Below are 24,655 nucleotides of genomic sequence, written 5' to 3'. Positions count from 1 at the left end.
GGCGCAACAGGACAGGCCGGACAGGGCGTCATGCCGGGGACGCGCCCGGAAACGGCCGCGCGTCCACTGGCAGGACCACCAGGAACCGCGCGCCACCACCGGGGGCGCTGTCCACGGCGATGGTGCCGGCGTGACGCAGCACGATTTCGCGCGCCAGGTGCAGGCCCAACCCACTGCCACTGCCGCTGGGCCGCAACCGGTGGAACGGCTCGAACACGGACAAGCGCTCCGCCTCCGGCACGCCGGGGCCTTCATCACTGACCGACAGGCCCCCATCGTCATGCAGCGCCACGGCGATCATGCCGCGGCCGCCACCGTGGGCGATGGCGTTCTGCAGCAGGCTGGCGATGACCCGGTGCAGCGCATGGGGATCCCCGCGGACCCAGATCGGCTGATCCGGAGCATCCACCGAAAAACCGTAGCCGGCATCCACCACCAGTGGTGCGACATCGGCGGCCACGTCGCGGGTCAACGCGGACAGGTCGATACGCTGGGACTGGCTGCCATGCCGGTCCAGCCGCTGCAGATCCAGCAGCTGCTCGGCGATGTTGCTCAGCCGGCTCAGGTCCAGCTGCAGGCGCGAACGCGCATCGCCGGGCGGCAGATCGGCCAGGCGCGTGGCGAGGATCGCGATCGGCATGCGCAGCTCATGCGCGGCACCGGCGAGGAAGCGATCCTGCGCATCGTAGCTTTCACCGATGCGGCGCACGGCCGCGTTGAAGGCGTCCACCAGCGGATAGATCTCCAGCGGCACGGCACGCGTATCCAGGCCGCTGCCGCGCTCGTTGACCTGGATCGCTGCGGCCTGCGCCGCCACGCGGTTGACCCCGCGCAGCGCGCGATGGATCACCCATGGCGCCACCACCAGCGTGATCACCAGCACCGGCAACGCGATCCAGCCGCCCAGGTAGCGGAAGATCAACAGCAGCTGCCGCACGATGCTGCGTTCGGGAATGCCGCCTACCGCCACGTGCAACCGCCCTTCCGGCCGAACAACGACCACCACGCGCACGGCAAGCGCATCGGCATTGATGCGGGTACGGATGTCGGTCTGCTCGATCTGATCCAGCCGTGCCACCAACTGACGGTACTGCACGGGAACATCGCCATGCACCAGGCGTCGGCCACGCTCATCGGCCGCGGCGAACCAGAACATCGCCGGCGGCCGTGGCACGGCCAGCGCCACCTTCGGCAGATCCGCCTCCAGTCCCTGGGCACCGAAGGTGATGGCCGATGCGATCTGGTCGCTGGTCTTCCAGTCGATATAGGCCGAACGGCGGTCGCCGTAGGTCAACACCATCGCGCTCAACGCCAGGGCGATCGTGGCCGCCTGGATCAGGCAGACCTTCCACACCAGGTTGAACGCCAGCGAATCGGGTTTGAGCAATCTCACGGCGTGTCCTTGAGCAGATACCCGATGCCGCGCATGACGTGGATCTCCACGCCCGCGTCGGCTTCCAGCAGCGCTTTGCGCAGCTTGGAGACATGCGCATCCAGCGCATTGGATTGGATGGCATCGTCAAAGCCGTACACGGCTTCCAGCAACGAGGCGCGGCCCACCGTGCGCCCTTGCCGCAGTGCCAGTGCTTCGAGCACCAGCAGCTGCCGCCGCGGCAGCGCGAGCAGCAGCTCTGACACGCGGGCTTCGCGCGCCACGAAATCGAACTGCAGCCGGCCCAGCGACAACACCGGCAGGGTGATCTGCGAGGGCCGCCGCGAGATCGCGCGGATGCGCGCAAGCAGCTCTTCGACCGCGAACGGCTTGGTCAGGTAATCATCCGCGCCCACGTCCAGGCCGGTGACCCGATCGGCCACCGAATCGCGCGCGGTCAGCATGATCACCGGCAGGTTCGGCACGCGCTCACGCGCGATCCGGACAAAGCTGGCACCGTCGCCGTCGGGCAGCTGCCGGTCCAGCAGCAGGATCTGGTGGACGCCGGCCTTGAGGGCTTCATCGGCCTGCGCCATCGTGCCGACCACGTCGATCACCATGCCGTGGCGCGCCAGGCTGACCTGGATCGCGCTGGCCATTTCCGGATCATCTTCCAGGAGAAGAAGGCGCATGGGGCGGTGCCTTGCGGGGTACGAAGGAGGCGATGGTACCGCGCAGCCGGACGTAACGTTCCGACAATGTAGGGCGCCCACCATGACACTCCGGTTGTTCCCCCTCGGCAGGTCCATGCACGTCCGTTTTCGTTCCCCGCGCCCTTCCCTTCCCCTGTTTGGCCTGGCCCTGGCCAGTGCATTCACCGCCGCCAGTGCGCAGGCGGCTGATGCGCCCGAGGGCGCCAGGAAAAGCAGCATCGGCATCGCCGTCGTGGCGCTCAAGGCCCCCTACGCCGGCTATGACACCGATCGTCTGGCCGCCCCGATCGTCAGCTGGGAAGGCCGTTCGTTCTTCTTCCGCGGTGGCAGCGTGGGCTATCGCCTGCACCAGACCGCGCAGTCCGAGCTTGCCCTGACCGCCTCGCCGTACGTGATGCGCTTCAAGCGCCGCGACAGCCACGACCCGCAACTGCGCCAGCTCGACAACCGCAGCCTGTCCGGCATGCTGGGCGTCTCCTGGCGGCACCAGGCCGAATGGGGCGTACTGCAGGCCAATGCGCAGGCGGAAGTCACCGGACACGGCGGCGGCTTCTCGGCCGATGCCCGGTACGCCTACCCGATCCCGGCCGGCCGCGTGACCTTCATGCCCGCGGTGGGCGTGACCTACACCAGCGCCGATCTCAACGACTACTACTTCGGCGTCAGTGAGCGCGAAGCGGCACGCAGCGGCTTGGCGCGCTACTCGTCCGGCAGCGGTGTGTCGCCCTACATGGACATTGCCGCCGTGATGCCGCTGGGGCCGCGCTGGACCGCGACCGCGTCGATCCGCCGCACCTCGCTGGCCGATGCCGTGCGCGACAGCCCGATGACCCGTGGCGACCACATGGATACCGCCGCGCTCTCCCTCAGTTACGGATTCTGATCATGCGTCAGGGAATCGTACGTCGTGTCGCGGATCTGGCCTTGCAGATCGAACCGGACCGCGCCGCCGTTATTGAATGGATTCTGCATTCCCCACTGCCCGCGCTCGACGGGCAGACCACGTTCGAACTGGCCTGTGAGGGCCAGGGTGAACGCGTCGTCGCGCTGCTGGACACCCTGCTGCGGCAGGGTGATCCGGTCCTGCCGCGCGGCTGATTTCTCGTTTTTCCCCTACCGGTGTCCTGGAGGCGCGAATGCACAACGCAACCGATACCCCGCTGCTGCAAGCAGCCAACGATGACCTCGCCGCGCACGCGATCGTGGCCAATCTCCACCGCGCGATCCTGCACCGCATGGACCGCGACAGCCAGGCCCACGGCCGGTTCTCACGGGCTTACATCGCCGAGCTGTTCGACATCGGGCGCACCATCAGTCCCGCGTGTCGCCCGCACCAGGTCGACAGTGAATGGATCACTGCGCGACGGTCGTGGCTGGATACGGTGCTGCGCGAGCATCCGCTGGACCGTCGCGATGCGCAGCTGATCGCTGCACGGCACGCCGCCGATGGGTTCCTGCTCCGCGCCTGCGTGCTCGCCTGTGACGCCACGCCGGAAGCCGCGACCGAGCGCGTGCGCGATGCCCTCATCGCCATGACCCGGCCGACGCACTGAGTGACGAAACGCCACCGACACGTGCACATAACCGCCGGAATCACCGTGCTACATTCCGGCCAAGAGGCAGGCTGACTGCTTCTTGATGCCGGTACCGGCCGGCCCGGAGCGTGCCCATGCGGTGTTCGGCCCTGCTGCTGTCCCTGCTGTTCTGCGATGCCGTGCACGCCCAACAGGACGCGCCGCCGGACCTCGCCTTCGACCGCCCCGGCATCGGCTTCGCCGCCTCGACACTGCCCCGCGGTGGCGTCGCGCTGGAGGCGGGATTGCCCAGCTTCAGCCGCGACCGCGACGGCGCGGGCGTGCTGAGCACGCAGTACAGCGCCGACATCAATCTCCGGATCGGCTTGGTCGAGCATCTCGAACTGCAGGCCTTCACCTCGCCCTGGAACCACCTGCGGGTGGCGCCGCGCGATGCACCGGCCGAGCGCAGCCGCGGTGCTGGAGACCTGGGCCTCGGCCTGAAGTTCGCCCTGCCCTTGTCCTCGGAAAAGCACGCCGTGGCGCTGCTGGCCAGCACCACGTTCGCCACCGGCTCGCGCGACTTCAGCGAGGGCGCCACGCAGTACGTGCTGGGTGCGAGCTATGAGTACAGCTTCGATGATCGCTGGACAGGCGCGCTGTACGCCAATGTGACCCGCGGTGCCAGCGAGGACAGCGTCACCTGGGCGCCGAGCCTGAGCTTCTCCGCCACCGATACCGTCAGCACCTATCTGGAGGCCGGCTTCACCGACACCCACGGCGAGCCCTCGACCGGGATTGCCGGCGCAGGCATCACCTGGATGGTGACCCCGACGGTCCAGTTGGATGCCTCATTCGATGTGGGGCTGGATGACGACAGCCCGGACACGCAGGCTGGCCTTGGGGTGTCGGTGTATTTCGAGTGAGGTTTGCGGGGCACCCTGCTGCATCGCCAACGAAAAGGCCTGCACGAAACCGCGCAGGCCTTTGTCTGGAACCGCAACGTCTTGGCGCGGCGGGTCAGGTCACCTTCTTGGCGATGGTCATGCCCAGCACGAACAGCACCACAGCGATGATGATGCCCGCCCAGAACAGGAACTTGGCGATGCCGATCGCGGCGCCACCGATGCCCGCGAAACCGAGAGCGCCGGCGATCAGGCCGATGACAGCAAAAATGATGGCCCACTTGATCATGATGATCCTTTCCCCGAATCGGGTCGAATGACAGGACTCCACGGTAGCCAGCCGACTGTCTCACCTTCGTGAACGCGCCGACTGAACGGCGTGAAATCAGGCGCCCGGCGCCACGCGCATTTCCATCGGCTGGTAGCGCAGCCCGGAAGATTCCGCTGCCTCCCCTGTGCAGGTAAAGCCATAGCGCTCATAGGCGGGTACCGACGAGAGCGACGCGCTCACGGTCAGCACCTCCACACGCGCCTGCTCGATCATGGCCGCCATCAGGGCCTTGCCGACCCCCTGCTGCTGGGCCGCCGGGTCGACAAACAGCATGGCCACGTGACGGCCTTCCTTGAGCTCGGCGATACCGATGAGCCGATCCTCCTGCGCGTAGGCCAGCATCACATTGTCCTGCACCATGCGCGCGCGGAACCCCTCCACCGAGGCGATACGGGCAAAGGTCTCGATCCCAAGGGGGGGCAGTGATTCCGCCACCGCCCCCATGAAGGCGGCCATGCACACACGGCTGGCCTGTTCGAGATCGGCTGCCAACAACGCTCGTACCGCCATATGCATTTCCTTCCGCGTCCATGAGGTAAGCGATCACTCTACCTCGATGATCTGCAGCCGCGCACGACTCACCACCGGATCGACGCCAACTCAGCGCGCGACCTCGACAAACACGGGATTGGAATAGAACCACAGGTCCTGCCAGGGATCTTCGCCTGGCACATCGGGCAACGGCGCCACTTCAGGGGTGCTGCTGCCGCGTACACGAACGAATCCGCCCTGTGCAGGCGCCGGCAACACCCAGGATACCGTTCGCCATGCGCCGTCCACTTGCCAGTCACTGGCGCGGAATACACGCGTCTGCATAACAGGAGCATCGCTTTTTCCAGGGCTGCCCACTATCAGCTCGACGTGATCCAGCACCGGGGGCTGGCCAGCGTGATTGACTGACGCCGGCACACGCACCCGCAGTTCCACGCGCATGGAGGCGTCAGGCGACATCGACAGCGTGCCGCCCATCGTGACGCTACGTGCCTCGTCGTCGTTCGCAGTCACCCGCAGCTCCAGTGCATCGATCAGATCGCCGGTCACCGCGAACATCCGACCGTGACGAAGGCCATCAAGGATGTCCTCGGCGTCCCGCCGCGCCCAGACATGGGTCTTGCTGTACTGGCCCGGATCGAAGTCATTGCCGCCATCACGCTGGTTGACGTGCGAATCGGAGCTGGCCGTGATCCAAAAGCGATGCCCCTGGGACAACAGCGTGTCCCAGATCCCGCCGACGGTTGCCGTCATCTGGTCGAATCCTCCCAGGGTCGGTGCATCCGCGTTGCGATACAGGCCGCGATGGACACGGGTGGCCTGATGGCCCGGCGCGCCTTCCATACCAACCAGCACCTGCGGTGCAGCCGCATGCCAGGCACGCAGCTCATCGGGCTCGACGTCGCCCCACCGTCCCATGGCGGTGGCAGTGCGCGCGGGGTGATTGATGAACATCAACGGCGGTGCCGGCAGCGAACGCATGTGGGCCAGTGCATCGAGCATCGTCTGCCCGTCGTCGCGGCTTCCCTGCAGCGGCTCGCTGCGGCCGTAATCGCGTTCGATCGCGACCAGCTGCTCTCGCTCATCCGGGCCTGGGGCGATGATCAGCGAGGCGTGCTCGCCGGCCGGCACGTCGAATTCCATGCCATTGAACTGGATCAGTCCGGGCACCTCGCGCCGGGCCTCCAGCAGCGCCGGCCACGCATGGTCCCGGGTGACCGCCGAATGCCCCGGCCCGCCATGATCGGTATGCACCATCCAGCTCAGCCCATTGGCGAGCGCCTGCTGAGCGTTATGGGTGCGGGTGTAGGACGAGTCGCCACCACGGATCGGCGTGGGCGGCGTGGTGCTGCGATCCCAATCCACGCTCCACTCGCTGTGGACATGGTGGTCGCCAGCCTGCCAGCTGCGGCCGGCATCGTCATCGGCAGCCTGCGAGACCGCCGGCCACGCCAGCACCGCCACAAGCGGCAGGAAGAAAACATGTCGCATCGTATGTTCCTCACAAACGGGCAGCCGCATCCGGGGCACGCGCACGTGCCTCCGGATGCACCGCGAAGGTGGCTCAGAAGTCCGCGCGCAGGCCGAGGCTGATCCGGCGGCCGGAGCGCTCGTACATCGTCGGGAACGCGGGATCCATCGTGTAGCCGGTGGTCGCCTGGTTGGTCAGGTTGATGCCCTTCAGGCTGAGCTTGATGCTGTCGGTCAGGCGGTAGCCGATCGACACATCCACCTGGCCGTAGTCATCGCGCCAGATCGGGTACATGTTGTAGCCGATCGATTCGACGTACTCTCCCTTGTGGTTGTACGACGCGCGCGCGTCGAAGCGGTCGTTCTCATAGTAGACGGTCATGTTGTATGACTTCTCCGAGAGCCCCGGCATCGGCGTGCTCACGCCCAGATCGGATTCGCCGGCCAGCGAGCTGTCCAGCATCGTGTAGTTGGCATTGATGCCGAAGCCTTCCAGCGAACGGTGCAGCATGCTCAGCGGCAGCTGCGCGATCAGCTCGACGCCTTTCACCACATAGGTGCCGTCGGCATTGATCGGCTGGTACACGTCGAAATCATAGGTGCCGTTGAGCGAGCCGTTGGCGTTGTAGACCGCCACATCCGGCACCACGCCGGTCAGCGCATTGATCACCACGCCGTCGATCTTCTTGTGGAAGTACGAGGCCGCCAGCAGCCCGCCGTTGTCCAGGTACTTCTCCAGACCCAGCTCCCATTGCTTGGCATAGGTGGGCTGCAGATCCGGGTTGCCATCGGTGAAGCGGAACGAACTCCAGCTGGCGGTGCGCTTGTAGGCGATGTCGGTCAACGCCGGGCGGATGAACGTCTTGGAGGCGGCGCCCCGCAGCACCAGGCCCTCGGCCAGTTCGGCAGTGGCATTCAGGCTCGGCAGCAGATCGTTGTAGCTGCCTTTGCGCGAGACGGGCGTGTCGGTATAGCCGGTGGTGCCATCTGCCCGCTGGATCGGGTGGAAGCCGGAGGACTGCACCGAGGTATCCACATAGCGCACGCCGGCGTTGATCGAGACCGGCACGCGGCCCACATCGAAGCCGATGTCGGTCATCGCGTACAGACTGGTCACGTTCTCGTCGACCCGGTAGTACTGGCCCGGATCAAACGGCGTTGCGAAGCCCGGATAGCGGAACGCACTGCGTGCGTAGTCGTTGGAGACCATCTTCCAGTCCAGGTCTTTCACCGAATAGCCACCGCCCGGCACGATATCGCCGATCGACTGCAGCGGACTGTCGGCCAGGGTGCGCTTGTTCACCCAGCTGTTGTCACCCGCCCCCGGCCCGTAGATCTTGGCTTCGCCATACTCGCGCTGCTTGGACTTGTCGGTGTAGCGCGCGCCGAACTGCACGCTGCGCAGCGCCGGCAGGAAGGCCAGTTCCAGCGCCTTGGTCACATCCACCTGGGCGGCATACTTGTCATCGCTGACCTTCTCCAGCGTCGTCTCATACGCTTCGAACAGGTACTTGTCCGAGGCGTTGTACATGTCGATGCTGGCCGGGTTGGCGCTGGGAATCGTCTCCCCGCTCTTGCCGGTCCAGCGGGTCCGCGAGGGCGCGTAGGCCACATGCTTGAGGTTGCTGGCATCCAACGTCTTGTCGGCGCCGGAGTAACCGACCATCGCATCCACGCCCCAGGTGTCGCCCTGCCAATCCATTGCCACGCTGTACTGGCTGAAATCGGTCTTGTTGATCCGCTCCTTGCTCAGCATCTCGTGCTGGGTGGCGGTGTAGGACACATCGCGCAGCACCACGATGCCGTACTGCGACAGCGTGCTGGCGTCGTAATCATGGATGGTCTCCAGCGTGCTTCGGCTGGACGCCGAATATGCCGCCGCGTCGTACTCGTCTTCGGTGGTGTCGTAGCCGCCGCGCATCGCATCGAAAGTCAGGCTGAAGCGGCTGCTCGGCTTGTACTGCAGCGATGCGGTGGCACCCCACTTGTCCTGGTCGTTGACGAACACGCGGTCGCCCACTTTGTCCTGGAACACGATCAGGTTGCTTTCATCGGTGTTGTTGCGGTTCTTGACCACCACGCCGGCATCGCGTGCCAGCACCGCGGCGGCCTGCGTGCCGCGCGTGCCCGAGGCACCAAGGAAGCGCGACATGGGGCGGAAGTTGATGCCCGACGTCGCGTCCGTGCGGTTGCTGCGCTTGGCCGTGGCGAAGGACACCAGGCCACCCCAGTCGCCCCAGGTGTCACTGGCCAGGAAAGAGAATTTCGGGTCCACCTCTTCGGAAATCGAGTTGTGCGCCCCTTCCACCGACGCCACCAGCTTGCGGCCGGTGTAGTCGAACGGGCGTGCGGTGGAGATCTGCACGGAGCCGGCGATGCCGCCCTCCTCATCCGCCGCAGTCGGCGACTTCAGCACCGTGACCTGCTGGATGATCTCCGAGGCGAAGATGTCGAACTCGATATCACGACCACCGCTGCCGGATGCCGTGGCCAGGTTGTTGATCGAGACATGCGTGTACTCCGACGGCAGGCCACGCACGTTGACGCGGCTGCCCAGCCCCTTGTCACGCTCGATGGTCACGCCCGGCATGCGCTGCAGGGCTTCGGCCAGGTTCTGCTCGGGAAAGTCGGCCACGTCGGTGGCCACGATCGAGTCGGAGAAGCCGATCGTGGCGCGTTTGATGTCCACCGCCTGCTCCAGGCTGCGGCTGTAGCTGCCCACCACGTCGATGCGCTCCAGCTGCTGCAGGCCGGCGCCTTCCGCTGCGGGGGCCGCTTCAAATGCCAGGGCCGATGTGGCGACGGGCACGGCGGATGTGCCCGACGGTGCGGTATCACTGCGTGCTTCGATGGTCACCGTGGTGTCGTTGAGATACCGATAGCGAAGGCCGGTGCCGTCCAGCAGCTGCTCCAGTGCCTGCTGCGGGGCCAGCCCCGCCGGCATCGCGCGGGTGCGCGGGTTGCCCGCCTGCTGCGCGTTGTAGACGAACTGCAGGCCGGTCTGGCGCGAGAGATCGTTGAGTGCACGGTCCAGCGGTTGGGCGGGAATCGCCTCGCTGGCCACGCGGGTCTCCTGCGCGGTGGCGGTGACGGCGGCGCTCTGCAGGGCAAGAGCGATCGAAAGGAAAAGAATGCGGCGCATCGTAGAAGTCCAGTGGGGTGGTATGAGCGTCGCGAGACGGAATCGTTCGCGCTTGCCTGGACTACGAGGGCGCAGGGCGAGGATCGGGCACCGGTATTTCGATGAACTTTTTTTGACAGCCGCTCGGCGTGTGCCCCGCGATGACGCGCGGATAGCGCAATTACTGTTGTTTCGCGCTGTTTTCCGCCGCTGCTCGGCTGCTCACGTGGATCTGTTTGTCGACCACGCGCGTGCGCAGCGATGGCTGCTGATCGAGGAAGGTACGAAGTGATGCAAGATCGTCGCCACGCAGGTTGCCGGTCAGTCGCAGTGCCCCGGCGACATCGTCGTCCACCTGCAGGCGCACGCGGTTGAGGCGATTGAACTGCTCGGCCACCTCGCGCAGCGGCTCATCCTGGAACACCACGCGGCGACGCCACCAGGCGGTCATGGTGTCGGTGTGCTGCTGGCGGAGGCTGACGGTCTGATCGCGGTAGTCGATGTGGGCACTCTGGCCTGCGCGAAGATCGGCGAGCAGCCGGCCCTGGCCCGAGTCGCCGCGCACCTGCACGCTGCCTTCGGCTACCTCGATGCGCGCCTGCTCGCGGCGCAGCGATACATCAAAGATGGTGCCGATGTCGCGCACCTCCAGCCCGGCCGCGTGCACCGCGAAGGGACGGCGCTCCTCGGCCACCACAAAGCTGGCCTGCCCGCGCGAGAGCTCCACGCGGCGGCTCAACAAGGTGAAGCGGATCGACAGTTCACTTTCCGCGTTCAGATGCACGACGGTGTGGTCCGGCAGCGTAAATCGCTGTGGTGCGCCGTGTTCCGCCACATAGTGCCGGGTCTGTGGCCACGCCATGTGCCCCACGAACACGACACCCAGCAGCAACGCGGCCGCTGCGGCGATACCCGGCAGGTGCCGGCGCGGCGCACGGGAGGCCGCGGGCGGTGGAGGGCGTCGCCGCACCGGCAAGGCCACCACGTTGTCGTCGGCGGGCGGCGGCCCGGCGGCGATCAGCGCATCCAGATCCACTGCCATGCCCCGCAGCGCATCGCTGAGTTCGCTGGCGACGCGGCTGACCGTGATGTACTCGCGCAGGTGCGCCGGTGAGGTCACCAGCCATTTCATGAACTGGCGTTGTTGTTCGGCGGTCAGCCCGCCCTGGCGCTGCAGCGCATGCCAGTGCGCGGCCTCGTTGGCGAGGGACGGGCGTGACGCGGGCATCTCGCTCACCACGCCTCCGCATGCGCGGCCAACGCACGGCGACACACGGACAGCCCGCGCACCACATGCTTCTTGACCATATGCGAGGACACGCCGAGCCGCTCGGCGATCTCCCTGTAGCTGAGCCCATCGCGATACTGCATCACCAGCACGGCGCGGGTGTGCTCGGGCAAGGTGCCCAGCAGCGTCTGCAGGTGCGTGCGGCGCTGTTCACGCTCGGCGGCGTCCTCCACGGTTTCCTCGCCGGTCAACAGCGTGGTGAGGTTCTCAAGATCATCGATGGGCAGCATCGACCAGCGCCGGCGCGCGGCCTGCTCGCGTGCGAGATTCTGCGCGACGGTGAACAGGTAGGCCTCCGGATTGGCGATCGCCTCGCCTTGATCCTCATGTGCGCGCAGCAGGCGCAGATAGGTTTCCTGCACCATGTCCTCGGCATCCTGACGCGCACCGCGGCGGGTGAAGAATCCCCTCAGCACCGGCCCCTGTTCCTGAAACATGCGCGCCAAACGCCGTTTTGCGTGTTCGGCCACGATCCCACCTCGCCCCCAGGTGCGGCGAAGGTACGTGGCCCACATGACGATTCGATGACGCAGGCGACACGGTACCGCCGCGCGGCGATACCGTGGACACGCGCCTCAGGCGATACGTGCGTCGATCAGAACGTGTGTTCCGGGCCGGGGAACGTGCCTGCCCCCACCTCTTCCGCGAACTCACGCGCGGCCTTCTGCAGCAAGCCGTGCATATCCGCGTACTGCTTCACGAAGCGCGGCAGCTTGCCGGTGCGCAGCCCCGCCATGTCCTGCCAGACCAGCACCTGCGCATCGCAGTCGCTGCCCGCCCCGATACCCACCGTGGGAATTTTCAGCGCGGCGGTGATCTGTGCAGCGACTGCGCCGGGCACCATCTCCATCAGCACCGCGAAGGCACCTGCGGCCTCCAGCGCGCGCGCTTCCTCGATCAGCCGTGCGCCATCCTCGCCCCGCCCCTGCACGCGGAAGCCACCCAGCTGATGCTCCGATTGCGGGGTGAAGCCGATGTGCGCCATCACCGGGATGCCGCAGCTGACCAGCTTGCGCACCTGCGGCACCATCTCGATGCCGCCTTCCAGCTTGACCGCATGCGCCCCGCCTTCCTTCATGAAGCGCACCGCCGTGTGGAAGCACTGCTCCGGCGAGGCCTGATAGGAACCGAACGGCAGATCGGCGATCACCAGCGGCCGCCGCGTGCAGCGGCTCACCGCGCGCACCAGCGGCATCAGCTCATCAACCGTGACCGGCAACAGCGAGTCGTTGCCGAACACGTTGTTGGAGGCCGAATCGCCGATCAGCAGCACCGGAATGCCGGCGTCTTCGAAGATCGCCGCGGTGTACATGTCGTAGGCGGTGAGCATGGCCCACTTTTCGCCGCGCTCCTTCATCTGCTGCAGATGCGGAATGCGCACGCGCGGTGCAGGGACCGGGGCGCTGCCCGGCGTCGCGTAGGGATGGAGCTGTTCGGTCATGCCAGGATCCTCGTGGGGACAACGTGGGGGTCAGAGTGTGCCGGTTCCGCTCAGCAACAGCACAGCGATCAGGATCATCGCGGCGCCCGAGACGCGGCCGACCACGCGTGATGCACGCGGGCGCGTGCGCAGCACGGCACCGGCGCCATACCCGACGGCCAGATACACCGCCGCGCAGCTGACCAGGTGCACCATGCCCAGCGCGATGATCTGCACAGGCATCGCCCATGCCGCGCTGGCGGAAATGAACTGGGGCAGCAGCGCCAGAAACAACAACAGCACCTTGGGATTGAGCCCGCTGACACAGACGCCCTTGACCGCCCAGTGGCGCCACCCCGTCACCGCTCCCGCATCGTCCGCTGCGGCCACCGGCGGATGGCGCAGCAGCCCGATGCCCAGCCACAGCAGATACAGCGCGCCAAGCACGGTCAGTACGTGCAGCGCGACCGGCGCCTGGGCGAACATCGCGCCGACGCCCGCAGCGACCAGCGCGATCGCCAGCAGATGGCCAGACAACAGCCCGGCCACCGCTGGCACCACCGCGCGACCACGCAGGCCGGCGGCGATCGCGTGCGCCCAATCCGCACCGGGGGTGAGCACGAAGAGGATCGAGACCGCCCAGAAGGCGACGATGACGCTGGGTTGCATGGGGTCCAAAGGGCGGTCTTGCCGCGATCTGCGTGCCAGACGGAAGAATATTCCCACGACTCTGGAATGTGCTTCCAAATACTTGCCCTGCAACTCGCATCAGGAGGAAACTCTTGCGCATGGACATCACCGACCAGCGGATTCTTGCCGAGCTGCAGAAAGACGGGCGCCTCACCGTGACCGAACTGGCCGAGCGCATCGGGCTGAGCGTCTCGCCCTGTCACCGCCGGGTACGTGCCTTGGAGCAGTCCGGCGCGATCCGCGGCTACCGCGCCGAGCTGGATCCCGCCACCCTGGGCCTGAAGTTCTCGGCCCTGGTGTTCATCACCCTGCGCGACGGCGACCGCCGCGCGGTGGACGCCTTCGAACACGCGGTGGCCGAGGTGCCGCAGGTCCTTCAGGCGCAGCGTCTGTTCGGCGATCCGGACTACCTGCTGCACGTCATCACCCGCGACCTGGCCGCGTTCCGTCAGCTGTACGACGAACACCTCTCTGCCCTGCCCGGCGTGCAACGGCTCACCTCCACCCTGGTGATGAAGGACGTGGTGATCGACCGGCCGCTGCCGTTGCACGGGCATTGAGGCAACGGCGTTATACCCTCAAATCGCGGCCTGCATCCAACGGCGAATGACCCGCCGGAAGAAATGTGCGACCGGCGTACTACGCACCGACGGCACCCGCACAACCGGACAACGCCAAGGCGATCGCCACGTTGATCGGGCTGCGGTATGACCGGCAACCGACAGCAGCCCAAACAGAAAAAAGGCCTGCGCATCGCTGCACAAGCCTTTGATCGAATCACCAACATTGGTCGGGACGGCCGGATTTGAACCGACGACCCTCTGCCCCCCAGGCAGATGCGCTACCAGGCTGCGCTACGCCCCGATGATGCTGGCAATGTCCCCGCCTCTCAGCGGGCCGACGAGTATAACGGGTTTGCGTGAAAAATGGTTCAGCGGCGCAGCAATTGCAGCACTTCTTCCAGTTCCATCCGCGTCTGCTTGATGATCTGGTTGCTCAGCGCCGATTCCTCGCGCGCATCGGCACCTTCCAGGCGCAGGCGCGCGCCGCCGATGGTGTAGCCCTGCTCATAGAGCAGGCCGCGGATCTGGCGCACCATCAGCACGTCGTGGCGCTGGTAGTAGCGGCGGTTGCCGCGGCGCTTGGCCGGCTCGAGACTGGGGAACTCGGTTTCCCAGTAACGCAGCACGTGCGGCTTGACGTCGCACAGTTCGCTGACCTCACCGATGGTGAAGTAGCGCTTGGCCGGTATCGGCGGAAGTTCTCGGTTACTGCCCGGATCCAGCATATGCCTCTACCCTTTCCTTGAGCTTCTGGCCCGGACGGAAGGTGACCACCGTACGGGCGGAAATCGGAATTTCCTCACCGGTCTTGGGGTTGCGACCCGGGCGCTGGTTCTTGCGCCGCAGGTCGAAATTCCCGAAGCCGGACAGCTTCACCTGACGTCCCTGTTCCAATGCTTCACGCAGCACATCGAAGAACGCGTCGACAAATTCCTTGGCTTCGCGCTTGTTCAGACCGACTTCGTCGAACAGCTTTTCGGCCATCTCCGCCTTGGTCAATGCCATTGCCTGCTATCCCCCATGCTTCCCGCTCAACCGCGGATCCGGGCGTGATGTTCACGCTCCATGGCAGAGACCGCCTCGGCCACCACCGCATCCACGTCGCGGTCCGTCAGAGTGCGCGACTTGTCCTGCAAAATCAAGCCCATAGCGAGACTCTTGAACCCCGGCTCGACCCCCTGGCCGACGTACCGGTCGAACAGGGTGACCTCCCGCAGGAGCGGCCCGACGGCGCGGCGCAGGGTGGCTTCCAGGTCGGCCCAGGCCGCGGCCTCGGGCACCAGGAAGGCCAGATCGCGGCGCATCGACGGGAAGCGCGACAGCTCGGTCGCGCGCGGCAGCGCGCGGGCGGCCAACGGCGCCAGGTCCAACTCGAAGGCGAACACGTCCACGTCGATCTCCATGGCCTTGGCCAGGCGCGGGTGGATCTGGCCGATCCAGCCCAGGCTGACGCCGTCACGGGAAACCTCGGCCGACCGTGCCGGGTGGCCATACGGACGCTGCGATGGCGTGAACGCCAGCTCGGCGCCACTGGCGGCGGCCAGCGATTCCAGGTCGCCCTTGAGGTCGTGGAAATCGACCTTGCGGGTCGGCAGACCCCATTGCTGGGTGTCGGCATCGCCACAGATCGCGGCGGCCACGCGCGGGGTTTCCAGCGGCGCGGGCTGGCCTTCGCCGGCCTGCTGATGGAATACGCGGCCCAGTTCGAACAGGCGCACGCGGCCCAGCTGGCGGGCGGCATTGCGGCCCAGGGTGGCGACCAGGCCCGGCAGCAGCGACGGACGCATCACCGCCAGTTCGGCCGACAGCGGGTTGGCCAGCGCGACCAGGCCCTCGCCCAGCTGCCACTGCGCAAGCAGCGCGGCATCGACGAAGGCGTAGTTGATGGTTTCCTGCAGATCGCGGGCGACCAGCTGGCGCCGGACGCTCAGGTCGTCCAGGCGGGTCTCGGTCGGCATCGCCACGCGCGAGGCACCGCCCGGGAGCGTGGTCGGGATCTGCTCGTAGCCGTGGATACGGGCCAGCTCTTCAATCAGGTCTTCTTCGATGGCGATATCGAAGCGACGGCTCGGCGCGGTGACCTGCCAGCCATCGGCGGTCGCGGCCACCTCCATGCCCAGCGCGCGCAGGATGCGCTCCACATCAGCATCGGCGATCTGGATGCCCAGCACGCGCGCGATACGGGCGCGGCGCAGACCGATGGTGGCGGTCGCCGGCAGGTCGGCTTCGCGCACGGCCTCGGTGACCGGCGCGGGCGTGCCGCCGGCCAGGTCCAGAATCAGGCGGGTGGCGTACTCGATCGCCGCGCGCGGCAGCACCGGGTCGACGCCGCGTTCGAAGCGGTGGCCGGCATCGGTGTGCAGGCCCAGCTTGCGGCCACGGCCCATGATCGCGGCGGGCGCGAAGTGCGCGGCCTCCAGGAATACGTTGGTGGTGTCGTCGGTGACGCGCGTATCGAAGCCGCCCATCAGGCCGGCCAGCGCGATCGGGCGGTCGGCATCAGTGACCAGCAGGAAGCTGTCGTCCAGCGCGGCATCGCGGCCGTCGAGCAGCTTCAGGGTTTCACCCGCGCGCGAACGGCGCACGCCGATGCTGCCCTGCAGGGTGCCCAGATCGAAGGCATGCATCGGCTGGCCGAGTTCCAGCATGACGTACTGGGTGACGTCCACCAGCAGCGAGACCGGGCGCACGCCACTGCGGCGCAGGCGCTCGGCCATCCACAGCGGGGTCGCGGCGCGGGCGTTGACGCCTTCGATCACGCGGCCGACGTACCGCGGGGCTTCGGCGCCGGCGTCCAGCTGGATCGTCAGCTCACGCGTGCCCACGGCGGCGACCGGCGCGGCATCGAACGGCACCACTTCACTGGCGCACGCGGCGGCCACGTCGAAGGCGATGCCGCGGATGCTGAAGCAGTCGGCGCGGTTGGGGGTCAGCTTGATCTCGATGCTGGCGTCGGGCAGGCCGAGGTACTCCACCAGCGTCTGGCCGACCGGCGCATCGTCCGGCAGTTCGAACAGCCCGGAGGCATCGGTGTCCAGGCCCAGTTCCTTGGCCGAGCACAGCATGCCGTTGGAGTCCACACCACGCAGCTTGGCCGGCTTGATCTTCAGATCGCCGATCTGCGCGCCGACCATCGCCAGCGGCGCGACCAGACCCGGGCGCGCGTTCGGCGCGCCACAGACGATCTGCAGGTGCTCGCCCTGCCCCGCATCGACCTGGCAGATCTGCAGGCGGTCGGCTTCGGGGTGGCGTTCGGCGGAAATGATCTTCGCCACGACCACATGCTGCAGGCCATCGCCCAGCGCATCGACCGCTTCCACTTCCAGACCGATGGCGGTCAGCACCGCGCTGAGTTCATCGCGCGAGACGGTGGTCGGGACGTGGCTGCGCAGCCAGTTTTCAGAGAATTTCATGGTGTCACCCTGGTGGGCCGGCGCAGGCGCCTGGGCCGTGATGAATGGTGGTGCGACGTCGCGCCGGGGTCGGCCCGGCGGTTCCGCTGTTACGCAAACTGCTTCAGGAACCGCACGTCGTTTTCGAAGAACGCGCGCAGGTCGTTGACGCCGTAACGCAGCATCGCAAAGCGCTCCACGCCCAGGCCGAAGGCGAAGCCGGTATAGCGCTCCGGATCGATGCCGACGCTGCGCAGCACGTTGGGGTGGACCATGCCGCAGCCGAGCACTTCCAGCCAGCGGGTGCTGCCATCCGGCTGCTGCCAGGCAATGTCCACTTCCGCGCCGGGTTCCACGAAGGGGAAGTAGCTGGGACGGAAACGCATCTCGAAATCGCGCTCGAAGAACGCGCGCACGAACTCGGACAGCGTGCCCTTGAGATCGGCAAACGTGGAGTGCTCATCGACCAGCAGACCTTCCACCTGGTGGAACATCGGCGAATGGGTCTGGTCGCTGTCGCTGCGATACACCTTGCCGGCCGCGATCATGCGCAGCGGCGGTGCGTGCTCGCCCATGTAGCGCACCTGCACACCGGAGGTATGCGTGCGCAGCAGGCGGCCATCGCCGAAATAGAAGGTGTCGTGCATCGCGCGCGCCGGGTGGTGCGGCGGGAAGTTCAGCGCTTCGAAGTTGTGCCAGTCGTCTTCGATTTCCGGGCCTTCGGAGAGCTCGTAACCGAGGCGGCCGAAGATCTCGGTGATGCGCTCGAGGGTACGGGTCACCGGGTGCAGGCCACCGCGCTCTTCGCGACGGCCCGGCAGGGTGATATCGATCGCTTCGGCGGCCAGGCGCGCGTCCAGCGCAGCGTCTTCCAGCACGGTCTTGCGATCACCCAGCGCGCTGGTCAGCGCGTCACGGGCACGGTTGATGGCTTCGCCGGCGGCTTTGCGCTCATCGGCCGGCAGGCCACCGAGCTGCTTGAGCTGGGCGGTGATGCTGCCGTTCTTGCCCAGCAGGGCCACGCGCAGGGCTTCCAGCGCATCGGGGCTCTGGGCAGCGGCCACGTCGGCCAGTGCCTGCGTGGTCAGGGATTGGATGTCACTCATGGATAGCCGGAGCCTCGCGTCGGTATGCCATCGCGATGCGCGTCGGGCCGACCCCCGTCGCCACCGCTGTCGATCGATGGCACCGGGAGGGCCACCGCCAACACAAAAAAGAATGGGGAAGGACTTGCGCCCTTCCCCATGCATTTGCCTTACCCACAGCCGTTGCGCGTGAACGGCAACGGCAGGGGAATGGACTTATGCCGCCAGTGCGCCCTTGGCCTTTTCGGCCAGTGCAGCAAAACCAGCTGCGTCGTGCACGGCGATGTCAGCCAGAACCTTACGGTCCAGGGTGATGCCGGACTTGAGCAGGCCGTTCATGAAACGGCTGTAGCTCAGGCCGTTGATGCGGGCAGCCGCGTTGATGCGGGTGATCCACAGCGAACGGAAGTTGCGCTTCTTCTGCTTACGACCGATGTAGGCGTACTGCTGTGCCTTGATCACGGCCTGCTTGGCAACGCGGAAGACCTTGCGGCGAGCGTTGTAGTAACCCTTCGCCAGGGTCAGAATTTTCTTGTGGCGGCGACGCGCCTGTACGCCACGCTTTACTCGTGCCATGGGTCAGTCCTCAGAGGTAGGGAAGCATACGGTTCAAACGGCCTGCGTCTTCTGCACGAACATGGTTCGTCTGACGCAGATTGCGCTTCCGCTTGGTCGACTTCTTCGTGAGGATGTGGCTACGGTTGGCGTGGCCAGCCTTGAACTTGCCGGACGCGGTCTTGCGGAAGCGCTTGGCCGCCGCCCGGTTGGTCTTGATCTTGGGCATTGCTATGTCCTTGATGATGTTTTGTCACTGACCAGGGCGGTGGCATTGCCACACTTTCCGTCCGTGCCCTTGCCTGCTTGTAAGCCCGGGATCCCCTATGGGAACCAGGCCGGTCCTGTTTGCCGTTGAAACAGCGTGCCTTTATGGGGCGGGAAACCGTTCAAAACAGCACCCCCGCAAAACGGGGCCGCCCATTATGCCCGTGAATCCAGGCAGTTGCAAACGCTTGATTGGGCGGGTGTTTACCGGTGCCGGCAGGCGTGGAACGCCCACCGAACGGGCCGCAGAGGCTGCGGCCAGGGCAAACGGCAGCAGGCGCCTGAAAAGGCGCCCGTGCCTTGTAACGCGAATCTGAAGCACTCGACGCCGGCGGCGCCGGCAGCCGGGCATGGCCCGGCGCTACGCCCCGCCCGTCCGGGCTGGGGCCGATGGCCGGTTACTTCTTCTTCGGCGCGATCATCATCACCATCTGCCGGCCTTCAAGGCGCGGACGGGACTCGATCACGATGTCCTCGCCCAGATCACCTTCGATCCGGCTGGCCATCTCGCGACCCAGTTCCTGATGGCTCATTTCACGGCCACGGAAGCGGATGTTGACCTTGATCTTGTCGCCCTCTTCCAGGAAACCGCGCATCTTGCGCAGCTTGATCTGGTAATCACCCTCATCGGTGACCGGGCGGAACTTCACTTCCTTGATCTCGACCTGCTTGGTCTTCTTCTTGGCCTCGTTGGCCTTCTTCTGCGCTTCGAACTTGAACTTGCCGAAGTCCATGATCTTGCACACCGGCGGATCAGCCTGCGGCTGAATCTCGACCAGGTCCAGACCTTCGTCTTCGGCCATCGACAGCGCTTCGTCACGCGTCAACACACCAATCATCTCTCCGTCGCTGCCGATCACGCGGACGCGCGGCACCCGGATTTCCTGATTCTTGCGGTTCTGTTTGTTGTCAGGGGTACTGATATTGCAATCTCCCAGAGGAATCAAACCGGCCCATCGCGGAGCATCCGCAGGGCCGGGACTTTCTTACACGGACTGTTCTGCCTGCAACCGCTCGATGAAGGCCTGGACGGACATGCTGCCCAGATCTTCGCCAGAGCGCGTACGCACGGCCACGGCGCCATTTTCCTTCTCACGGTCGCCAACCACCAGCAGGTACGGGACCCGCTGCAGCGTATGCTCGCGAATCTTATATCCGATCTTCTCGTTGCGCAAATCGGCGTTCACGCGGAAGCCTTGATCTGCAAGGGTTTTCCGCACTTCGCTGACGTATTCAGCCTGCGCATCGGTGATATTGGCCACCACCACCTGGGTCGGAGCCAGCCAGGACGGGAAGGAACCGGCGTGGTGCTCGATCAGGATGCCGATGAACCGCTCCATCGAGCCGACGATCGCCCGGTGCAGCATGACCGGGTGCTTCTTCTGGCTGTTTTCGTCCACGTACTCGGCGCCGAGGCGGCCGGGCATCATGAAATCGACCTGCATCGTGCCCAGCTGCCAGGTACGGCCGATGGCGTCCTTGAGGTGGTACTCGATCTTCGGGCCGTAGAAGGCGCCCTCGCCCGGCAGCTCCTGCCACTCGACCCCACAGTTGCCCAGGGCCGAACGCAGCGCGGCTTCGGCCTTGTCCCAGGTGGCGTCATCGCCAAGGCGCTTTTCCGGGCGCAGCGCGATCTTGATCTGGATCTCGTCGAAACCGAAGGTCGTGTAGACCGCCAGCGCCTGCTGGTGGAACGCCGTCACTTCAGCTTCGATCTGCGACTCGGTGCAGAACACGTGGCCGTCGTCCTGGGTGAAACCACGCACGCGCAGGATGCCGTGCAGCGCACCGGAGGGCTCGTTGCGGTGGCACGAGCCGAACTCACCGTAGCGGATCGGCAGATCGCGGTAGCTGTGCAGGCCCTGGTTGAACACCTGGATGTGGCCCGGGCAGTTCATCGGCTTGACCGCGTAGGTGCGCTTCTCCGATTCGGTGAAGAACATGTTTTCCTGGTAGTTGTCCCAGTGGCCCGACTTCTGCCACAGCGACACATCCAGGATCTGCGGGCAGCGCACTTCGCCGTAGCCGCTGTCGCGGTACACACGGCGCATGTGCTGCTCGACCACCTGCCACAGCGCCCAGCCCTTGGGGTGCCAGAACACCAGGCCCGGCGCCTCTTCCTGCAGGTGGAACAGCTCCTGCTGCTTGCCGATGCGGCGGTGGTCGCGCATTTCGGCTTCTTCGATGCGCTTGATGTAGGCCTCGAGCTGCTTCTTGTCGGCCCAGGCGGTGCCGTAGATGCGCTGCAGCTGCTCGTTCTTGGCATCGCCGCGCCAGTAGGCACCGGAAATGCGGGTCAGCTTGAAGGCCTTCAGGAAGCGCGTGTTGGGCACGTGCGGGCCGCGGCACATGTCCACGTATTCCTGGTGGTAGTACATGCCCATGGCCTGGATCTCCGGCGACATGTCGTCGATCAGGCGCAGCTTGTAGTCTTCGCCACGCGCCTTGAAGATCTCGATGACCTCCGCACGCGGGGTGACCTTCTTGATGACGTCGTAGTCCTGCGCGATCAGCTCGGCCATGCGCTTTTCGATGGCGGCCATGTCGTCGGGCGTGAACGGGCGCTCGGAGTAGATGTCGTAGTAGAAGCCTTCGGCGATGACCGGGCCGATCACCATCTTGACGTCCGGGTACAGCTGCTTGACCGCATGGCCGACCAGATGGGCGGCGGAGTGGCGGATGATCTCCACGCCCTCCTCGTCCTTGGCGGTGATGATGCGCAGGCTGGCATCGTGGTCGATGACGTCACTGGCATCGACCAGCACGCCATCGACCGAGCCGGCGATGGTGGCCTTGGCCAGGCCGGCGCCGATGGACTGGGCGACGTCCATGACACTGACGGGGTTTTCGAATTCACGGCGGCTGCCGTCGGGGAGCGTGATCGCGATCATGAGAGTGCTTTGGTCTGGTGGCCCGCAAGGGGGCCTGGAGAATCCGGGGGCGAGGCAATAAAAAAGCGCCACGAAGGCGCCTGCGTCAGGGGCCGTCGGGGGCGTTCAGCGGTGGGCGGTGGTAGTGCTCATGTCACACGCTAGACCGGCGCAGGGCGCGGGCCACCTTGTTGCCTCGATAGAGATGCCCTGATCTTAAACCAATCCGCCGATGAATGCGCCGCTGCCGCTGCGACCGAGGGACCGGACCGCCTGAATGCGCCCGTGTGGCGCACACAAACCGCAATGATTACCATGCGCGGATTACTGTCCTGCCCAGGACAGGTTTGCCGATTGGATTCCCCCATGCCCTGCCCCGCTTCCTTCCCGGCCTGCCGCGCCCTGCCGCCCGTGCCGGCGGCCGCCCGATGATCACCGTCGCCCTGACCTCGCTTGGCTTCTGCAGCCTGGCGCTGGCCGGCTCGGCGTTCTCGGCGCTGGCGCTGTATGCCGCCTCACCGCACTGCCGCTGGCCGCGCCTGCGCCGTGCCGGCCGGCTGGGCCGGCAGATCAGTCTGGTGGCTGCGGTGGCGGCACTGTGGCTGTGGATCGCCAATCTGGGCATCGCCACCGGCGTGGTGGTGATGCTGTGCAGCTGGATGCTGGTGGCGGTTCTGCTGCCGCTGCTTGCTGCCTGGCACCGCCCGGCACAGGTGATGCGCTGATGTGGGCCCGCGCGGGCGCCGGCCTCCTGGCGGGGTTCTTCGTCGCGGCCGCGGCCACCGGCCTGGTCGCCTGGCTGCCGCCGGGGCCGTGGCAGAGCGCACTGGTACCCAGCCTGATCGCCTTCATTCCGCTGTGGATGCTGGCGGCGATCTGGGCCTTCAGCTTCCGCACCGGGATGCGGGCGTGGGCCGTGATGAGCGCGACCGCCCTGGCCGGATTTGGCCTGTTGTGGCTGCTGCGCCTGACCGGCGCGGTGCAATGAGAGCGATACGATGAAGTTCAGTTCCCAGACCCTGCGTACCTTCACCACGCTGCATACGTGGGTCGGCCTGGTGGCCGGTTTCGCGCTGTTCGTGGCGTTCTACGCCGGTGCGCTGACCCTGTTCCACCACGACCTGCCGCTGTGGCAGACCCCGCATGCGGTGGACACCCCGGCCGCGAGCCTGGACGACGCGCAGCGCCTGCTCGAAGGCGTACTTGAGCGCCACCCGGCCGCACGCGCCCACGTGGGCATGACCTTCCCGGGGGCGGATCATCCGCAGCCGATCGCGTATTGGCAGGATGCCAAGGGCACGTGGCTGTACGCCTGGCTGGACCATTACGACGGCAGCGTGAACCCGCCACAGACCGGGCTGGCCGAGCTGGTCAACGAGCTGCATTACAGCCTGGGCCTGCCGGTCGCGGGCACCTACCTGATGGGCATCGTCAGCCTACTGTATGGCGTGGCCCTGCTCAGTGGCCTGGTCATCCACCTGCCCAGACTGCTGGGCGATCTGTTCGCGCTGCGCCCGGGCCGCAACCTCAAGCAGATGTGGCAGGACGCGCACAATGTGATCGGCGTGCTCAGCCTGCCCTTCCACCTGTTGTTCGCGGTCACCGGCGCGCTGCTCTGCCTGATCTTCCTGCAGATGGCGGCGCTGAATCCGCTGATCTTCGACGGCAAGCTGCTGCAGGCGGTGCCGGCGGCGATGGACACCGCCCCGGTACGCGAGCCCAGCGGCCAGCCCGGCGATGACACCCACCTGCGCATGCTGCACGCACGCGCCATCGAGGTAGCGCGCGCGCAGGGCGTGGCCGATTTCGAACCAGCCTTCCTGAAGCTCGCCCATGCCGGCGATGCCAACGCGACGATCGAGATCACCGGCGAATCCGGCGGCACCCTGGGGCCGCTCGGCGCGGTCGGCCTGGATGCGGCCACAGGCCGCCTGCTGAGCAGCCAGTTGCCCGGCCAGCGCGATGCCAACCATGCCACCCTCAGTGCGGCCTACGCGCTGCACTTCGGCGAGTTCGGCAATGGCGTGGTGGTGTGGTTGTACTTCCTGCTCGGCCTGGGCGGCGCCTTCCTGTTCTACTCGGGCAACCTGCTGTGGATCGAATCGCGGCGCAAGCGGCGCCAGGTGGAACAGGGGCGCGCGCAGATCAACATGGCCCGGGCCACGGTGGGGGTCTGCATCGGGCTGTGCGTGGCAGTCTCGGCGAGCTTCGTGGGCGCGCAGATCCTGGAGCAGATCGCGCCGCAGGCAGTGGATCACGGCATCCGCTGGATCTGTTTCGCCACCTGGGCCGCGTGTGCGCTGTGGGCGGCACTGCGTCGCCCCGACCAGGCCGCCCGCGAGCTGCTGTGGGCGGCCGCCATCAGCACCGCACTGGTGGCGGTGGCGCACGGCGGTCTGACCGGCTACTGGCCGTGGGCGAGCGCGGCACGTGGCTACTGGCCGCTGTTCTGGGTGGATGCCGTGGCACTCGCACTGGCGTTCGGGTTTGCCACGCTGGCCCGTGCGAGCCTGCGCCGCGCGCGGCATGGCGACCCGAACAGCGTCTGGAGTGCACCGCGCTGATTAGCCTGGAGGCCTGCTGCGGCGGGCTTTCAGAATTCTTCAG

At 66.5% G+C, this 24,655-nt stretch carries 26 protein-coding genes and 1 tRNA gene; 8 read left to right on the top strand and 19 right to left on the bottom strand.

Going from position 1 to position 24,655, the window contains the following annotated elements:
- Positions 1–28 precede the first annotated feature (28 nt).
- Together ACW6W5_RS05465 and ACW6W5_RS05460 are read right to left on the bottom strand one after the other, a co-directional pair.
- Entirely contained in the window at positions 29–1,393 is a 1,365-nt protein-coding gene (locus ACW6W5_RS05465) for a sensor histidine kinase (protein WP_121038326.1), read from the bottom strand.
- Entirely contained in the window at positions 1,390–2,064 is a 675-nt protein-coding gene (locus tag ACW6W5_RS05460; protein ID WP_121038329.1) for a response regulator transcription factor, read from the bottom strand. The genes ACW6W5_RS05465 and ACW6W5_RS05460 overlap by 4 nt, the downstream gene beginning before the upstream one ends.
- A gap of 115 nt (positions 2,065–2,179) precedes the next feature.
- On the opposite strand from ACW6W5_RS05460, the gene ACW6W5_RS05455 reads away from it, so the two are divergent.
- The 4 genes from ACW6W5_RS05455 to ACW6W5_RS05440 all read left to right on the top strand — a co-directional run bounded on the left by ACW6W5_RS05455 (position 2,180) and on the right by ACW6W5_RS05440 (position 4,525).
- Complete coding sequence (locus ACW6W5_RS05455) at positions 2,180–2,968, top strand: MipA/OmpV family protein (protein ID WP_152153409.1); 789 nt, start codon at positions 2,180–2,182, stop codon at positions 2,966–2,968.
- A 2-nt stretch (positions 2,969–2,970) separates the two neighbouring features.
- Entirely contained in the window at positions 2,971–3,183 is a 213-nt protein-coding gene (locus ACW6W5_RS05450; protein ID WP_152153407.1) for a hypothetical protein, read from the top strand.
- Positions 3,184–3,221: 38 nt separating this feature from the next.
- On the top strand, positions 3,222–3,638 hold the full coding sequence (locus ACW6W5_RS05445; protein WP_152153405.1) for a hypothetical protein: 417 nt from the start codon (positions 3,222–3,224) through the stop codon (positions 3,636–3,638).
- A 116-nt stretch (positions 3,639–3,754) separates the two neighbouring features.
- Entirely contained in the window at positions 3,755–4,525 is a 771-nt protein-coding gene (locus ACW6W5_RS05440; protein WP_152153404.1) for a transporter, read from the top strand.
- A gap of 94 nt (positions 4,526–4,619) precedes the next feature.
- Here the strand turns inward: ACW6W5_RS05440 and ACW6W5_RS05435 are convergent, their stop codons facing one another.
- The 8 genes from ACW6W5_RS05435 to ACW6W5_RS05400 all read right to left on the bottom strand — a co-directional run bounded on the left by ACW6W5_RS05435 (position 4,620) and on the right by ACW6W5_RS05400 (position 13,295).
- Positions 4,620–4,793, bottom strand: coding sequence for a DUF1328 family protein (locus ACW6W5_RS05435; RefSeq protein WP_019182774.1), 174 nt, complete (start codon positions 4,791–4,793; stop codon positions 4,620–4,622).
- Between the two features lie 96 nt (positions 4,794–4,889).
- The gene (locus ACW6W5_RS05430) at positions 4,890–5,345 is read right to left on the bottom strand and encodes a GNAT family N-acetyltransferase (protein ID WP_121038344.1); all 456 of its coding nucleotides are present in this window, start codon (positions 5,343–5,345) and stop codon (positions 4,890–4,892) included.
- Positions 5,346–5,435: 90 nt separating this feature from the next.
- Positions 5,436–6,818, bottom strand: coding sequence for a CehA/McbA family metallohydrolase domain-containing protein (locus ACW6W5_RS05425; protein ID WP_193222834.1), 1,383 nt, complete (start codon positions 6,816–6,818; stop codon positions 5,436–5,438).
- Between the two features lie 73 nt (positions 6,819–6,891).
- Positions 6,892–9,939, bottom strand: coding sequence for a TonB-dependent receptor (locus ACW6W5_RS05420; RefSeq protein ID WP_152153402.1), 3,048 nt, complete (start codon positions 9,937–9,939; stop codon positions 6,892–6,894).
- A gap of 160 nt (positions 9,940–10,099) precedes the next feature.
- Positions 10,100–11,146: a FecR family protein gene (locus ACW6W5_RS05415; protein ID WP_152153474.1), complete on the bottom strand. Its 1,047-nt coding sequence runs from the start codon at positions 11,144–11,146 to the stop codon at positions 10,100–10,102.
- Between the two features lie 5 nt (positions 11,147–11,151).
- Positions 11,152–11,676 carry an RNA polymerase sigma factor gene (locus ACW6W5_RS05410; protein ID WP_193222833.1) on the bottom strand — a complete coding sequence of 175 codons (525 nt, stop codon included), beginning with the start codon at positions 11,674–11,676 and terminating at the stop codon, positions 11,152–11,154.
- A gap of 125 nt (positions 11,677–11,801) precedes the next feature.
- The gene (gene panB, locus ACW6W5_RS05405; RefSeq protein WP_152153399.1) at positions 11,802–12,647 is read right to left on the bottom strand and encodes a 3-methyl-2-oxobutanoate hydroxymethyltransferase; all 846 of its coding nucleotides are present in this window, start codon (positions 12,645–12,647) and stop codon (positions 11,802–11,804) included.
- A gap of 30 nt (positions 12,648–12,677) precedes the next feature.
- Complete coding sequence (locus ACW6W5_RS05400) at positions 12,678–13,295, bottom strand: LysE family translocator (RefSeq protein ID WP_152153398.1); 618 nt, start codon at positions 13,293–13,295, stop codon at positions 12,678–12,680.
- Between the two features lie 119 nt (positions 13,296–13,414).
- Here ACW6W5_RS05400 and ACW6W5_RS05395 point away from each other — a divergent pair, with 119 nt between their 5' ends.
- On the top strand, positions 13,415–13,876 hold the full coding sequence (locus ACW6W5_RS05395) for an Lrp/AsnC family transcriptional regulator (protein ID WP_152153397.1): 462 nt from the start codon (positions 13,415–13,417) through the stop codon (positions 13,874–13,876).
- 227 nt (positions 13,877–14,103) lie between these two features.
- Here the strand turns inward: ACW6W5_RS05395 and ACW6W5_RS05390 are convergent.
- From ACW6W5_RS05390 to thrS, 9 genes are all read right to left on the bottom strand, one after another.
- A tRNA-Pro gene (locus tag ACW6W5_RS05390) sits at positions 14,104–14,180 on the bottom strand.
- Between the two features lie 67 nt (positions 14,181–14,247).
- Positions 14,248–14,604: a MerR family transcriptional regulator gene (locus tag ACW6W5_RS05385; RefSeq protein WP_019182707.1), complete on the bottom strand. Its 357-nt coding sequence runs from the start codon at positions 14,602–14,604 to the stop codon at positions 14,248–14,250.
- Positions 14,585–14,884: an integration host factor subunit alpha gene (locus ACW6W5_RS05380; protein WP_005410432.1), complete on the bottom strand. Its 300-nt coding sequence runs from the start codon at positions 14,882–14,884 to the stop codon at positions 14,585–14,587. The genes ACW6W5_RS05385 and ACW6W5_RS05380 overlap by 20 nt, the downstream gene beginning before the upstream one ends.
- A 26-nt stretch (positions 14,885–14,910) precedes the next feature.
- Positions 14,911–17,292: a phenylalanine--tRNA ligase subunit beta gene (pheT, locus tag ACW6W5_RS05375; RefSeq protein WP_152153396.1), complete on the bottom strand. Its 2,382-nt coding sequence runs from the start codon at positions 17,290–17,292 to the stop codon at positions 14,911–14,913.
- 89 nt (positions 17,293–17,381) lie between these two features.
- The gene (locus ACW6W5_RS05370; RefSeq protein ID WP_019182705.1) at positions 17,382–18,377 is read right to left on the bottom strand and encodes a phenylalanine--tRNA ligase subunit alpha; all 996 of its coding nucleotides are present in this window, start codon (positions 18,375–18,377) and stop codon (positions 17,382–17,384) included.
- A 195-nt stretch (positions 18,378–18,572) separates the two neighbouring features.
- A complete protein-coding gene (gene rplT, locus ACW6W5_RS05365; RefSeq protein WP_017355264.1) occupies positions 18,573–18,932 on the bottom strand; it encodes a 50S ribosomal protein L20 in 360 nt (119 codons plus the stop codon).
- 10 nt (positions 18,933–18,942) lie between these two features.
- Positions 18,943–19,140 carry a 50S ribosomal protein L35 gene (gene rpmI, locus ACW6W5_RS05360; RefSeq protein ID WP_017355265.1) on the bottom strand — a complete coding sequence of 66 codons (198 nt, stop codon included), beginning with the start codon at positions 19,138–19,140 and terminating at the stop codon, positions 18,943–18,945.
- A 436-nt stretch (positions 19,141–19,576) separates the two neighbouring features.
- Positions 19,577–20,116, bottom strand: coding sequence for a translation initiation factor IF-3 (gene infC / locus ACW6W5_RS05355; RefSeq protein WP_172838068.1), 540 nt, complete (start codon positions 20,114–20,116; stop codon positions 19,577–19,579).
- Between the two features lie 48 nt (positions 20,117–20,164).
- On the bottom strand, positions 20,165–22,069 hold the full coding sequence (gene thrS / locus ACW6W5_RS05350; protein WP_121038364.1) for a threonine--tRNA ligase: 1,905 nt from the start codon (positions 22,067–22,069) through the stop codon (positions 20,165–20,167).
- Positions 22,070–22,476: 407 nt separating this feature from the next.
- Between thrS and ACW6W5_RS05345 the strand changes: the two genes are divergently transcribed.
- Genes ACW6W5_RS05345 through ACW6W5_RS05335 form a run of 3 tightly spaced genes read left to right on the top strand, consistent with a single transcriptional unit; the run spans position 22,477 to position 24,612 of the window.
- Positions 22,477–22,773, top strand: a complete 297-nt coding sequence (locus tag ACW6W5_RS05345; protein WP_121041160.1) for a hypothetical protein — start codon at positions 22,477–22,479, stop codon at positions 22,771–22,773.
- On the top strand, positions 22,773–23,036 hold the full coding sequence (locus ACW6W5_RS05340; RefSeq protein WP_121038367.1) for a hypothetical protein: 264 nt from the start codon (positions 22,773–22,775) through the stop codon (positions 23,034–23,036). Before ACW6W5_RS05345 ends, ACW6W5_RS05340 begins: the two co-directional genes overlap by 1 nt.
- A 10-nt stretch (positions 23,037–23,046) precedes the next feature.
- Entirely contained in the window at positions 23,047–24,612 is a 1,566-nt protein-coding gene (locus tag ACW6W5_RS05335; RefSeq protein WP_152153395.1) for a PepSY-associated TM helix domain-containing protein, read from the top strand.
- Positions 24,613–24,655 lie beyond the last annotated feature (43 nt).

The organism is Stenotrophomonas sp. IS26 (genome assembly GCF_054188265.1).
Note: the sequence above shows the minus strand (reverse complement) of the source record. Positions and strands in the feature narration are given on the sequence as shown.

What these genes read in the sequence shown, in the direction of transcription:
- ACW6W5_RS05430 (WP_121038344.1), bottom strand. Translation starts at nt 5,345, where the DNA reads ATGGCGGTACGAGCGTTGTTGGCAGCCGATCTCGAACAGGCCAGCCGT.
- ACW6W5_RS05340 (WP_121038367.1), top strand. Translation starts at nt 22,773, where the DNA reads ATGTGGGCCCGCGCGGGCGCCGGCCTCCTGGCGGGGTTCTTCGTCGCG.
- ACW6W5_RS05380 (WP_005410432.1), bottom strand. Translation starts at nt 14,884, where the DNA reads ATGGCATTGACCAAGGCGGAGATGGCCGAAAAGCTGTTCGACGAAGTC.
- panB (WP_152153399.1), bottom strand. Translation starts at nt 12,647, where the DNA reads ATGACCGAACAGCTCCATCCCTACGCGACGCCGGGCAGCGCCCCGGTC.
- ACW6W5_RS05445 (WP_152153405.1), top strand. Translation starts at nt 3,222, where the DNA reads ATGCACAACGCAACCGATACCCCGCTGCTGCAAGCAGCCAACGATGAC.
- ACW6W5_RS05395 (WP_152153397.1), top strand. Translation starts at nt 13,415, where the DNA reads ATGGACATCACCGACCAGCGGATTCTTGCCGAGCTGCAGAAAGACGGG.
- ACW6W5_RS05450 (WP_152153407.1), top strand. Translation starts at nt 2,971, where the DNA reads ATGCGTCAGGGAATCGTACGTCGTGTCGCGGATCTGGCCTTGCAGATC.
- pheT (WP_152153396.1), bottom strand. Translation starts at nt 17,292, where the DNA reads ATGAAATTCTCTGAAAACTGGCTGCGCAGCCACGTCCCGACCACCGTC.
- ACW6W5_RS05420 (WP_152153402.1), bottom strand. Translation starts at nt 9,939, where the DNA reads ATGCGCCGCATTCTTTTCCTTTCGATCGCTCTTGCCCTGCAGAGCGCC.
- ACW6W5_RS05425 (WP_193222834.1), bottom strand. Translation starts at nt 6,818, where the DNA reads ATGCGACATGTTTTCTTCCTGCCGCTTGTGGCGGTGCTGGCGTGGCCG.
- ACW6W5_RS05335 (WP_152153395.1), top strand. Translation starts at nt 23,047, where the DNA reads ATGAAGTTCAGTTCCCAGACCCTGCGTACCTTCACCACGCTGCATACG.
- ACW6W5_RS05400 (WP_152153398.1), bottom strand. Translation starts at nt 13,295, where the DNA reads ATGCAACCCAGCGTCATCGTCGCCTTCTGGGCGGTCTCGATCCTCTTC.
- ACW6W5_RS05440 (WP_152153404.1), top strand. Translation starts at nt 3,755, where the DNA reads ATGCGGTGTTCGGCCCTGCTGCTGTCCCTGCTGTTCTGCGATGCCGTG.
- ACW6W5_RS05415 (WP_152153474.1), bottom strand. Translation starts at nt 11,146, where the DNA reads ATGCCCGCGTCACGCCCGTCCCTCGCCAACGAGGCCGCGCACTGGCAT.
- ACW6W5_RS05370 (WP_019182705.1), bottom strand. Translation starts at nt 18,377, where the DNA reads ATGAGTGACATCCAATCCCTGACCACGCAGGCACTGGCCGACGTGGCC.
- thrS (WP_121038364.1), bottom strand. Translation starts at nt 22,069, where the DNA reads ATGATCGCGATCACGCTCCCCGACGGCAGCCGCCGTGAATTCGAAAAC.
- rplT (WP_017355264.1), bottom strand. Translation starts at nt 18,932, where the DNA reads ATGGCACGAGTAAAGCGTGGCGTACAGGCGCGTCGCCGCCACAAGAAA.
- ACW6W5_RS05435 (WP_019182774.1), bottom strand. Translation starts at nt 4,793, where the DNA reads ATGATCAAGTGGGCCATCATTTTTGCTGTCATCGGCCTGATCGCCGGC.
- ACW6W5_RS05455 (WP_152153409.1), top strand. Translation starts at nt 2,180, where the DNA reads ATGCACGTCCGTTTTCGTTCCCCGCGCCCTTCCCTTCCCCTGTTTGGC.
- ACW6W5_RS05345 (WP_121041160.1), top strand. Translation starts at nt 22,477, where the DNA reads ATGATCACCGTCGCCCTGACCTCGCTTGGCTTCTGCAGCCTGGCGCTG.
- rpmI (WP_017355265.1), bottom strand. Translation starts at nt 19,140, where the DNA reads ATGCCCAAGATCAAGACCAACCGGGCGGCGGCCAAGCGCTTCCGCAAG.
- ACW6W5_RS05385 (WP_019182707.1), bottom strand. Translation starts at nt 14,604, where the DNA reads ATGCTGGATCCGGGCAGTAACCGAGAACTTCCGCCGATACCGGCCAAG.
- ACW6W5_RS05460 (WP_121038329.1), bottom strand. Translation starts at nt 2,064, where the DNA reads ATGCGCCTTCTTCTCCTGGAAGATGATCCGGAAATGGCCAGCGCGATC.